12 protein-coding genes and 1 pseudogene are annotated in these 11,870 nt (G+C 36.2%); 3 read left to right on the top strand and 10 right to left on the bottom strand.

Going from position 1 to position 11,870, the window contains the following annotated elements; genetic code table 11:
• The first annotated feature begins 328 nt into the window (after window positions 1–328).
• On the top strand, window positions 329–1,003 hold the full coding sequence (locus ACE1OF_RS10750; protein WP_448894420.1) for a GntR family transcriptional regulator: 675 nt from the start codon (window positions 329–331) through the stop codon (window positions 1,001–1,003).
• Between the two features lie 106 nt (window positions 1,004–1,109).
• Here ACE1OF_RS10750 and ACE1OF_RS10745 read toward each other — a convergent pair whose 3' ends face one another.
• From ACE1OF_RS10745 to ACE1OF_RS10700, 10 genes and pseudogenes are all read right to left on the bottom strand, one after another.
• Window positions 1,110–1,397: a hypothetical protein gene (locus ACE1OF_RS10745; protein WP_448894418.1), complete on the bottom strand. Its 288-nt coding sequence runs from the start codon at window positions 1,395–1,397 to the stop codon at window positions 1,110–1,112.
• Between the two features lie 34 nt (window positions 1,398–1,431).
• Window positions 1,432–1,737, bottom strand: a complete 306-nt coding sequence (locus ACE1OF_RS10740) for a DUF1330 domain-containing protein (protein WP_448894416.1) — start codon at window positions 1,735–1,737, stop codon at window positions 1,432–1,434.
• Window positions 1,738–1,901: 164 nt separating this feature from the next.
• The gene (gene rnk / locus ACE1OF_RS10735) at window positions 1,902–2,315 is read right to left on the bottom strand and encodes a nucleoside diphosphate kinase regulator (RefSeq protein ID WP_448894414.1); all 414 of its coding nucleotides are present in this window, start codon (window positions 2,313–2,315) and stop codon (window positions 1,902–1,904) included.
• 155 nt (window positions 2,316–2,470) lie between these two features.
• Entirely contained in the window at window positions 2,471–2,659 is a 189-nt protein-coding gene (locus tag ACE1OF_RS10730) for a DUF1289 domain-containing protein (protein WP_448894412.1), read from the bottom strand.
• Window positions 2,660–2,862: 203 nt separating this feature from the next.
• Window positions 2,863–3,129: a hypothetical protein gene (locus tag ACE1OF_RS10725; RefSeq protein ID WP_448894410.1), complete on the bottom strand. Its 267-nt coding sequence runs from the start codon at window positions 3,127–3,129 to the stop codon at window positions 2,863–2,865.
• A 42-nt stretch (window positions 3,130–3,171) separates the two neighbouring features.
• Window positions 3,172–3,561 carry a ribonucleotide reductase subunit alpha gene (locus ACE1OF_RS10720; protein WP_448894408.1) on the bottom strand — a complete coding sequence of 130 codons (390 nt, stop codon included), beginning with the start codon at window positions 3,559–3,561 and terminating at the stop codon, window positions 3,172–3,174.
• A gap of 141 nt (window positions 3,562–3,702) precedes the next feature.
• A complete protein-coding gene (locus tag ACE1OF_RS10715) occupies window positions 3,703–4,944 on the bottom strand; it encodes an ethylbenzene dehydrogenase-related protein (protein ID WP_448894424.1) in 1,242 nt (413 codons plus the stop codon).
• Between the two features lie 3 nt (window positions 4,945–4,947).
• Window positions 4,948–5,499, bottom strand: a pseudogene (locus ACE1OF_RS10710) (NapC/NirT family cytochrome c); the annotation flags it as partial.
• Window positions 5,500–5,766: 267 nt separating this feature from the next.
• A complete protein-coding gene (locus ACE1OF_RS10705) occupies window positions 5,767–7,395 on the bottom strand; it encodes a cytochrome D1 domain-containing protein (RefSeq protein ID WP_448894406.1) in 1,629 nt (542 codons plus the stop codon).
• A gap of 280 nt (window positions 7,396–7,675) precedes the next feature.
• Window positions 7,676–9,901: a TonB-dependent hemoglobin/transferrin/lactoferrin family receptor gene (locus ACE1OF_RS10700; RefSeq protein WP_448894404.1), complete on the bottom strand. Its 2,226-nt coding sequence runs from the start codon at window positions 9,899–9,901 to the stop codon at window positions 7,676–7,678.
• A 348-nt stretch (window positions 9,902–10,249) separates the two neighbouring features.
• Between ACE1OF_RS10700 and ACE1OF_RS10695 the strand changes: the two genes are divergently transcribed.
• Together ACE1OF_RS10695 and ACE1OF_RS10690 are read left to right on the top strand one after the other, a co-directional pair.
• Entirely contained in the window at window positions 10,250–10,624 is a 375-nt protein-coding gene (locus tag ACE1OF_RS10695) for a c-type cytochrome (protein WP_448894402.1), read from the top strand.
• A 9-nt stretch (window positions 10,625–10,633) separates the two neighbouring features.
• Window positions 10,634–11,869 carry a cytochrome D1 domain-containing protein gene (locus tag ACE1OF_RS10690; RefSeq protein WP_448894400.1) on the top strand — a complete coding sequence of 412 codons (1,236 nt, stop codon included), beginning with the start codon at window positions 10,634–10,636 and terminating at the stop codon, window positions 11,867–11,869.
• Window position 11,870 lies beyond the last annotated feature (1 nt).

Here is an 11,870-nt window from a genome sequence, read left to right as displayed (position 1 = left end):
TATGAAACCAATCTATGAATTGGTTCCAGTTGTTGGGGTAATCAATACCCGATTTAAGTAAATTTGAATCCTGTAGCATTACTACATATTGACATAGGTCGGGCTAAGTGGATAGCCCTTAATAATAAACAGTGTACTCATTATTGTACCTGCTTAGCAAGCTTTACCATCATCTAAGTATAGTTTTATGTAACGACACTGACTTACGATATTATCTAAAATTTGAATGTGATATTTATTTAACCCTTTTTTTCATTGTTAATTTCTTTATAATGAATTGTATAAAATAAGCAATTTTGCTTAATTGCAATAATAATGGCATAAAATAATGGCAATTGAATACAAAACTCGCACCCAACTCGTTGTTGAAATTTTACGTGAAAAAATATTGAGTGGTGAAATTATCGCGGGGCAACCACTACGTCAAGCTGCTCTAGCAGAAGAGTTAAATGTTAGCCGTATACCTGTTAGAGAAGCCTTATTGCAGCTTGAAGCCGAAGGCTTAGTTTCTTTTGAACCTCACAAAGGTGCCAGCGCTACCGCGTTAAATTTGGATCAAGTAGATGAATTATTTGAGCTAAGAGCCATGATTGAAGGTGATTTACTTGCAGCCTCTTTAATCAATATTTCCGATGAAGCATTAGTCCAAGCCACCGAGATTTTAACGAAACTCGATAGCGCATTAGGCAAAGAAAATGCGGCAAATACATGGAGTGAACTAAATTCAGAATTTCATAATTGTTTATACTCTGGTGCTAAAAGACCTCAAACCACTGATTTAGTAAATATTTTAAATAAAAATGCTGACCGCTATATTCGCATGCACTTATTATGGGCAGGTGGTATTTCAAAAGCAGGTCCTGAGCATGCTGAGTTATTAGCCTTTTGCAAAGCACGCGATATAGATAACGCTGTAGCAAAACTCAAACAACATATACTCAGCTCTCGCGATGAAATTAGGGCGTTCTTAGTACAACGAGAATCAGCTAAACTTGCAAACTAGTCACTGTCCATTCAGGAGCCAGCACTTCAATTGAAATAAACTGATTTTGGCTCTATTTTATTTGCAGTATTAAAAGCCTCTTAGTATGTCTGTAGTTATCAAGTATTTACCCCCGATTAAAACATGCCTTATCGCCAGCTAAAAAGGCAGAATCACTTAAGGCTGGTGTCTGGCAAGTGATAGTATTCTCTAGTTTTGCAAGTTGTTGAAAGCTTTCGGTTATGTATACAATAACACTGCAGTGCAGTCCCTGTGATTCATGTCGATAAATAGCAAGTAAATTTTCTGGTTTACTTGCTATTTCATACACATGCAATAAATGCGCTTCAATAGTTGACAGAGCTTCACTGGCAAGCATTGCATCACCTAAATTTAGTTTGAGCCAATAATCCATAAATAACCTATTAACCGTTTGTTATTTCACTAACTTAATCAACTTTTTCATAACTAGCTATCCTTATTGCACTTCCTACTGAAGCATTAAAATACTTTTCTCTTACTTTTAAATAATTTTGATCAGAAAAAAAGTTTTCCATATTATTTTTACTACTAAAGTTAATTGTAAATACTCTATTAATATCGTTATTTTTCTCAGTTATTAAAACTTCTGACACATGAAAATCATAACCAAAACGTCCTTCATATTGGCTAAGAATAGGCTTCATTGCCACTCTATATTCTTCATATTTACTTTTATCAAGTACATTTAAACCCACTAAAATTTCATATGACATATTCTCTCCAAACTTAAATAACTTACAATAATAAAGCCTTGATAAGCTCTTTATATCCAAACCACTTAAAAATGCAAAATTTAGCTAAAATTAGAAAAGTCTTTAGGTAAGGCATCAATTAAAATGGTTTAGATATATAACTGACAAAGTTGATTTCCTTGTTTTTACCGGTGGAATTCACCCGCTCTTTCTGGTTGGAATGTTATGTCTTTAATGGTCACTTTAATTAGTCCGCCACCTGGTTTAGGCCATTCAATTTGATCACCTTTCGAAAGTCCAAGCAAGGCACTACCAACGGGGGCAAGAATTGATATTTTCTTACCACTACTGTCCGTATCTTTTGGGTAAACAAGTGTTAACTCAAACTCCTCTTGAGAAGAGTCAACAATAAAGCTTACTGTTGAATTCATTGTCACTATTGTTGAGGGAACCTCAGTTGGTTCAACAATATTGGCTCGTTCAAGTTCAGTCTCAAGTTCTTTTTTTCCTGCAAAAGTTCCCGCAGGCAACGATTCAATTAAATTATATAACCTATCTGCATCTAATGATGAGACTGTTATTTCAGGTCTTATATTCACCACACATCCTCAATAACGCTAAAGCAACATTTTGTTTGCATACTTTAGACTAGCACCGCGATAGCGGCTAAAAGCTCGTTTAAATATAGGTAAATAATCGAGCATTCAATGTGAATTCTAGCACCACCCAACATAAAAGCATGTACTATTTTTATTCATTGGGGTTTCAACGCTATCTTTTTTTTACAGCGTATGACTATCTCTATTTTTTCATCTTCCGACTTATTCATCCAGTCAGTGATCTCTTGTGATGATCTGTAACACCCAATACAAACATCATTTTCATCTATGTCACATTGACCTATACAAGGCGTGATTACGCTTTTATTGTTACCGATAAACATTTTCACCACATCCTGACTTTCACTCTGAAATATAACGACTAACGATTGTAATACTATTAATCAATAATACAAATATCTACTCTGTGATTTAAGGTGGATTTTTATAAGAGTACGTTATTGAACACGAATTAAAGTGAATAAACTAGTTATATTTTTACTTTAAAAAACATAGGCATTCACGTCAAAAATAGAAAATTGATGAATTATACTAGATCATTTTTTACCATATTGCGGTGAACTTTTTTGGCAATTCGAGCCAAATCATTAAGTTCACCTAGAGTAGGAATTTCGCCATTATCCAATTGGCATTGGTAATGATCTAGTTCGCTTCCCATGTATTCCAACATTTTTTTCGCACACCCAACGCATTTACCTTCACATATTTCATGTTCAGGTTTTTCAAAAGGTAAAGCTTCTTTTATTTGCTCAATAAGCAGTTTCATTGCCGTTGAGGTGTTGGGTTTGCTCATATTTGTAATTTACATCGATAAACTTAAAGCAATTAAATGTTGCTAGTTAGCTTCTAATTCTATCGGGTTTTCATCTCTGTCATAAATAACATAACGACCTACATTATTACCAGTTTGTACATCATTTGCCATTTTATTTAAGAAAGGTTCGGCGTCATCTGCGCTTGGGGTCATTCCATTTTCACCACTAAGGCTAGCGATAAAAACAAAATTCCAGTTTTTCTCTATTGAATCAGCTTCTGCTTTTAGTGCTGCAAAGGTGGTTAATTCTTCAGGTAGCTTATCAACACACATAACAGGTTCAATTGTACCTTGTTGATGTTTTTTGCTTTTTTTGGGGTTTTTCGACTCTGCATTAGCAAATAAAAACATCAAACGTTGAGGTTGTTCTTGTTCATGTGTTAGTGCCAGTAATTCTTTAAAAGTTTTCATATTCTATGATCTATTATCGTAAGTAATAACGACATACTAGCATAAAAATCATAAAACATTTTGATCTGAATTAAATAAGAAAAAAAGTTGCGGATTATTAAAAATCCGCAACTTTATCACTTTCTTATTCTACTCTAACTTTTATTGAGCTTTAGCGTTTATTTCAGCTTTATCATTATCAAGCGCTAGTTTATAACCAAATGATACATGATGGTAACGTGCATTTGAGTAGTCATCATGTATAGCAAAACCAAAGTTATAAACTTTACCTGATTCAAGACTAACATCGCCTGCTTTGTCTGATTTTAGTTTACGCTTAACAACCACAGACCAAGTACCATTTTTAAGTGACGCTTCAACTTCAGCACCTTGACCAGCATGCATATCGCGTGAGGCTAAGATCTGTCCGTCTTCCACTTCACCAGAACCTGATTTATAGCGTACAATGTCCATAAATTTATTAGCATCTTGAGCGGCTTTCACTGCTGCTTCATCTTTAAGCTTATCCCAACCGCCTAGCGCTTTACCGCCACGTCCTTTAAGTTCTAGCTTGGTGCGTGTTTCGGTTAAGTACTTAGTCACACCGGAACCTGAATTTAGATTTAAGCGTTCAGCTAAATCAGAGCCTTTTAATACCGCTTGTTCTGGTGCAAATGGCATTGTATTAGCGTCTGCATGACACGTGCCCCAACAACCAGCTCTGTCAGCATATTCAACGTCGTCAGTTGCTAGCATAAAGGCCAGTTTCATCGGATTTTCAGGATCCATTTTACCGCCGTCAACAAAGGGTACAGCTGCATGTTCACCATCAGCCCAACTAAATCTTAAATAAAGGTTTTCATTATCGTGGGTTGCATCAATAGTCACATCAAAGCTTCCGCGTTTACCAGGAATAACATTTGGCTCGAGTTCTTTCTCACTTTCACCTGTTACAATATTATTACCAATATCAGCAATTTCTTTACCATGACAGTCAATACAACGGTCACCTTTTGTAAAGGCGCGTTTACCACCGTGATTACGTCCTAAAATCCATTCTAATGATGCAGTTCCAGGATAAAACACACCAATATCTGTTGAATTAGCTTTACTCCAGTCAACGTTAATGTTGCTAGCTTTTGCACTAGTTGTACCCTTATCAGCAGAGGTAACAGCCTTAGCACCACCTGTTTCAGCTAAAGCAGCAGCAACAGCAGCAGCAACCTTCTCTTCCATCTTCGCTTTTTCAGCAATAGCATTTGCTTTTTCAAGCGCTGCAGCTTCGGCTTCTCTCGCTTCAATTCGAGCTAAACCATCTTTATACTCTTGAGGAACCTCACGAATATAAGCAGGATTAGGCGCTTCTAGTTTTTCTAACGCCTCATCAGACAATTGGTCACGCACACCGTGATGCGCTATGCCTTTATGACAATCAATACACGTTTGCCCTGTTTCAAAAGCATTTAAATGCTGTTTACGCGCACGAGGTTTTTGAAACTCAGGATTCATTGATTCAAAGTTATGACAGTTACGACACTCTCTAGAGTCAGTGCTCTTCATTGCAGCCCAAACACTTTGTGCCAGTTCAAAACGATGTTCGTTGAACTTTTCTTTCGTATCAATTTTACCCGTTAACCAGAAAAAGACTTCTCGTGAAGCTTTTATTTTACGAATTACTTTATGAATCCAAGGTCTTGGTACATGACAATCAGGACAACCAGCACGAACACCCGTACGGTTATTAAAATGAATGGTAGGTTTGTATTCTTGATATACGTTATTTTCCATTTCATGACAACCAATACAGAATTCTGTAGTGTTGGTTGCTTCCATTGCTGTATTAAAGCCTCCCCAAAAAATAATACCTACGATAAAGAAGATAGCTGCGCTAGAAATGGTAGTGCCAAGTATTAGTTTTCGTGACCAAAAACTCGGTTTTTTATTTATGTTATTTGTCATGCTGATTCCTACGAACGAATGACTCGTGATGGTTTAATCAAATATCCTGTTATTTCCATAACAGAGTCTGGGTCTATATAACCAAGCAACTTTGTATTCTCCTCAATACCATTGACGTAAAGTAACTTGCCTATATATCCTTTATCCTTAAAAATAGGACATGACATTCGTCATGTCCTATTAATAAACATAGGCTGTACTTCGGTGTGAGACATTTATTTGAATAAATGCTACCTCACAAAGCTTCAACCTATTCTAAGCTATTGCTTAGGTTTTATGATGTGAACGGTTATACACGTTAAACTTACCTGTTGGTGTAGTTAAGCCTTTAATACGTGCTTTTTCTTTCAGTGTTTTGGCATCATAAACTACGATTTCACCTGTTGGGTTTTTCGCATCTTTACGGTTCCACACAGATACCCAAACTTCACTACCATCATTATTAAATTCCATGTGAAGTGCTGCTTTACCAGGCTCTGTTGTTACACGGATAGTTTTAACAATTTCATGAGTTTTCTTATCAAAAACTTGTACTGACTGTTGAACTTCTGGCTCAGGGTGTTTCAATTGGTCAGCCCAAACGTATGGAGAAGTTTCGTGTGTACGAATGAATACACCCGCGCCATCAGTTTCTACTTCATAACAAAGTTTCCACGCTTCATCTGGATGTCCCATAGGATCATTACCCCAAACAGAAACTAATCCAATACCTAAGTGAGTAGTACCCGCAACAGGACCACACTCTTCATCAATCCAGTTTGCACCAGGGCCAGGATGTGGTAATGAATCAACGTCAATCATTGCTTCTAACTTACGCTCTTTGGTATCCACAACAACCATTTTATTTGATGCGTTAGCTGCGATTTGGAAGTAACGTCCTGTTGGGTCAAAGAAACCATCATGTAAAAATTCTGCTGATGCAATACTGGTAATAGTTAAATTGTCTAAGTCTTTGTAATCAACTTGTAACATTTGCCCCGTTTCTTTAACAGCAACGATAAATGATGATGTATTTGGTGAAGTATAAATAGCCGCTACACGTGCTTCATTAATAAATTCACCTTTAGTGTTATAACCTCGAGTTGAAACAACTTTAAGTGGGTTCAACGTTTCTGCATCCATAATAACAAAATGCGCAGGCCAGTAACCACCTGCAATTACATATTTTCCATCACCTGAAACAGCAATATCACGGGCGTCATATGCCATTTTAGTTTCAGCAACTAACATTTTTTCAGGTTTTTGCCATAAATCAATTTTGTTTACTTTGCCATCACGACCAATGGTGTACCAAAAACGACCTACATCTTTTGCATGTTCAACTTTATGATGTTCAGTACCTTTAATTACATGTACCGCGTAACCTGTATCAATATGAGTAACGATTTTTTTAGTGTCGCCATCAACAATTGCTGCTGTACCTGCATCACGTTCGATAACTACAAAGAAGTTTTCCCAATTTAAACCATGCATTGGCTTGGTTGGGTAATCTTTTGGTGCTACGTATTCTTTAGTATAAGAACGCATTTGCTCTAAAGACATTTCTGGTGGTACTGGTGGTTCCATTTGAATGAAAGTTGCCATGTTAGCAATTTCTTTTTTAGTGAACAGATCATCAAAGTTATTCATGCCACCTTCGGTACCCAACGCAATAATTTTTTCTAAACGTTGTTGACCTTTTTTTAAGGTATTTTCAGGTTCTAGGTTTTTACCTGTTGCCCCTTTGCGTAATGTTCCGTGACAACCAGCACAACGCTGAAAGTATTGTAGTTTTGCTTGCTCATAATCAGCTTCAGACAGCGTAGGCTCTGCTGCCGACACTGACAAGCTCATTCCACCAGCAGCCATACCAATAGCTAAACCAAGTGCTGAAAGGCTATGTTTAATATGTTTCATCAGTTACTCTCCAGAGTTTATTTTGTTTACGTGTTGTATTTGTGTATTCATGTTCCTGCATTGTAAACAGGCACCAAATGTTTCTAAATGTTACTATCTGCTTATTTGCGATCTAATTATGTGATTTAGATCAAATTTTAAAAGTAATCTTGATTATTAGTAAGACAAGTTGATCGAGGTCAATAAAACCGAAGGTGTAAATTTTTTCGTAAAAAAACAGCCCATCAATAACATCTATGAATCGGCTGTTTTATTTTTGTGAATCTATCAATTAAAAATGTTACCAAGTATATTTAAATTGTAATGAGCCATTGAGCCCTGGTGCTGCCATTGTAGTTAATAACGGGTCGCTCGCTGCAAGCCCATTTACATCAGACCAAAGCCAATATTGCTTATCTGTTAAATTATTAATAGCAGCCGCAATAGTAAGTTGTTTATTAACATGATAATTCGCGATAACATCAAAAGTTGCATACCCTGCAGTAGTTGCTAATGCTAATTCAGGGTCAGCCGCATTATTATCTGCAATATTCGATTTACTTGCGACTAAGTTTGCATGTAACGCAACAGACACTGACTCATCACTATTTAACCACTCAAACCCCATGAATGCATGATTAGGTTCAATTTCATTAATTGCTTGATCTGTGTCTCTGTTTTCACCTTTGCTTACAAATATAGATGCATAAGCGCTATAGCTGTCATTAGTACTGAACAAACCTTGATCATTATATTTATAACCTAATTCTGCTCCGTAGATTCTAGCATTATCAATATTTTGAGATTGAAAGATAATACGCCCTAAAACAGGATTAAACCCTAGATTAACTTTGGTTTGAATAAAGTCATCATAATTATTATAAAAACCGACGATATCAACCTTATGGTGGTCAGTTGTTAGGTTGTACCCTACTTCATACCCATCTGTTTTTTCTGATTTTAAATTAGGATTTGGAATAGCTCGCATTTTCATTAAGGGGATATCTAAACCAATATTAGCATCTTCAAAAGGTGGCGCTCTGAAGCCTTTAACATATTGCCCATAAAGTTGAGAATTATTATTTAGCTGATAAACAACGCCCAGTTTTGGTGAAAAGCTTTCTTCATTAATAAAGACGACTGTTTGGTCTGGATTGTCTTCTAAATACATACTGTCTTTGTATGGAGACAATTCATATTTATCATAACGAATGGCGGGAATAATAGTGAAGTTTGTACCATCGATGGCTATTTCATCATTAAAATAAATCCCTAACTCGGTTATTTTACTAATAGGAAAATCTCTTAAAGGAAAGTTTTCTGATAAAACAACATTGGTTGAATCTCCTGTATCAATATTTGTTTGTAAGCCATCTCTGTACTCTATAATGTCTGTTTTACTATATTCTAGTCCATAGCCAATTTGGTGGGTTGAAGAAGATAAATTAACGCGAGTATAAAAGTTTAATCGTAAACCTTGTACATCTTGCTGAAAATAGAAATCACGGTCATAACGATAATTTGTACCACGTGAATTTCGATATTCTTCTGTAAGTTGCACTGTATCACTACTTTGATTATACAAACGTATAACCCCACCTTCTAACCAGGCAGAATCCAGAACAAAATCGTAATTAATCGCAATATTTTCACGGCTTGTTTCGTCATCCGCTAATAAATTAACGGTTGTACTAAAGCGCCCTATGCCAAGTAAAGATTGCAGATCACTGTCTGCTTCTCGTTTGAAATAATCATAAGTAATACTCAACTCTTGCGTATCAGAAATAGAGAAATAGTATTTTGCTAACAAAGATTTCGTCTCATTATCTTGCATGTCGCTACGAATATCAGCGGTCAAATTTCTGTCTAGCTCATTACCTTTTCGATAAGACGCTGAAATTAATGCACTAGAGGTATCATTACCAAAAGCAGTATTGAATGAAATAAGTTTGCTGTTATCGATAGAGTAGTAACCTGTTTTTAAGCCAACATAAAACTCTTTATCTGTTTCGCTTAATAAATCATTCGGCTTTTTTGTCACAAAACTAACCACACCACCAATGGCGTCGCTACCGTATGTACTTGAAGCTGGACCACGTAATATTTCAACTTGCTTAATTAATTCAGGATCAAGATAATTGCGACCTGAATTTGAATACTCACCCACATTAAATTGCTCAGCAACGGGTACACCATCTATTTCTGTGACAACTCTGTTACCTGATATACCGCGAATGGCAATACTAGAATCACCAAAGCGACTACCAGAATTAATCATATTGATACCTGCTTCGTACCTTAGTATATCCGCAATGTCATGCGCTAACTGTCTATCTATGGTATTACTATTTATTACAGAAACAGCGCCAATAACATCTTGTACTTTACGCGGTACTTTACCTATAACAACCAAAGTTTCTATATTTTCATCAATACTTTGATGAACAACATCATCTTCAGCAACACTATGAGTGCTCGGCAATAGTACGCTAGCAAGCACCATAGTTAATAACGATTTATTGAACATTTTGAGGACCTATTAGTCTTAAACTTTTATAAACAATTGCGCTATTTATAAAGCAAACAGAAAACAACTTTGTGATCTATGTCAAAAGAGACAACAACTTTACTTCAGAGACTAACCTATATTTAAAAAAACAGATCTACATCATAATTTTATATTGAAAATTTATCACCTCACTCTTATCAAGCCTCACTGTGATATTTTCCACCTTTTTGTGAATGATGTGATTTAAATCAATAAATATCCTTTTTGGCATGCTCTTTATTTCATAAAGATGATCTTGGGCAAAAAATCACAATCAACTTCTATGTAAACTCAACTTATATAAATAACAGCACTTGGATTATTAACATGAGCATTTCAAAAACTAAAGGTGCTTACTGTATATCAGTGATATTGCTTGCCATCTTCACCCTAGTTAAACAAAGCTATGCCAGTGAAAGCTCGCTGTCTAAAGCCCGAAAAACTCAACTAACCCACATAGTAAAACAAGATTGTGGTTCATGTCATGGTATGACATTGAAAGGAGGATTAGGTCCCGCATTACTTGCTGAAAACTTACAACAAAAATCTATTTTATTTATTCAAAATACAATTTTATATGGCCGTTCTGGTACGGCAATGCCGCCATGGAAAACATTATTAACCGAACAAGAAGCCTTATGGATTGCTGAGCAATTAAAGCAAGGTAATATTCATAACATAAATGACAATAAGGATAACTAGGGATCTACTATGACAAATTATACCTTTCAACTCGTTGGCATTAGTCTTTTCAGTCTTTTATTAAATGCCTGCGCTATAAGCGAAAAAGCCCCACAAGTTGAACTACGCGCAACAGGCGATATGGGGGTTATTATTGAACGAGCTACTGGGCAAGTTCAAATTGTTGATCACACAGATAAAAAAATTGTCAGTGAAATAAGTGGCCTAGGTGATTTATCACATGCCTCCATCGTCTATTCACGTGATCAACGCTATGCCTACGTATTTGGCCGCGATGGCGGGCTAACTAAAATTGATTTACTAAAAGATAAGATAACTAAACGAGTTATACAATCTGGTAACAGTATAGGAGGAGCGATTAGTCAAGATGGTAAATTAGTCGCCGTTTCAAACTACACGCCAGGTGGTGTTAAAGTATTTAACAGTGAAACGCTTGAATTAGTGGCAACAATTGACAGTTCAATTTTAACAACCAAGCCTAAAAATAAAGACGGCAGCCCTGTTCGCTCAAAAGTCGTTGGTTTAGTCGACGCCCCTAACAATAAATTTATCTTTAGCTTATTTGATAGTCATGAAATATGGATTGCTGATTTTTCAGGTATTACAAATGGCAAAAAAGTGCAGTTAACAAAATTTAAAGATATCGGATTATTCCCGTATGACGCGCTCATTAGCGGCGATGGTAGATATTATATTGCAGGGCTATTTGGTGAAGATGGCATGGCACTACTTGATTTATGGCATCTTGAAAAAGGTGTTACGCGCATTCTAAAAAATTATGGTAAAGGCGAGCAAAAGTTACCTGTTTACAAAATGCCTCACCTTGAAGGTTGGACTATCGCAGGAGATTTTGCTTTTGTTCCTGCCGTGGGTCAACATAAAGTATTAGTTGTTAGCACCAAAACATGGCAAAAAGTAGCTGAAATTCCAGCACATAGCCAACCAATTTTTGTTATGGCACAACCCGATAATCGTCAAATTTGGGTCAACTTTGCTTACCCTGATAATAATACTATTCAAGTATTTAATACTGAAACATTCGAATTAGTTAAAACCCTAACCCCTGGGCCAGCTGTGCTACACATGGAGTTTACCCCCCGAGGAGAGCAAGTTTGGATGTCTGTTCGTGATAGCAATGAAATACAAATATACGACACTCAAACACAAACACTGCTAAAAACCTTAGAGTCAAAAAGTCCGAGTGGTATCTTTTTTACCAATCGAGCTCACCAAATAGGGCTATAAA

The sequence above is a fragment of the Colwellia sp. E150_009 genome (assembly GCF_053543955.1).
The sequence above is the reverse complement of the archived record's forward strand: the minus strand, read 5'-3'. Positions and strand labels throughout refer to the sequence as shown.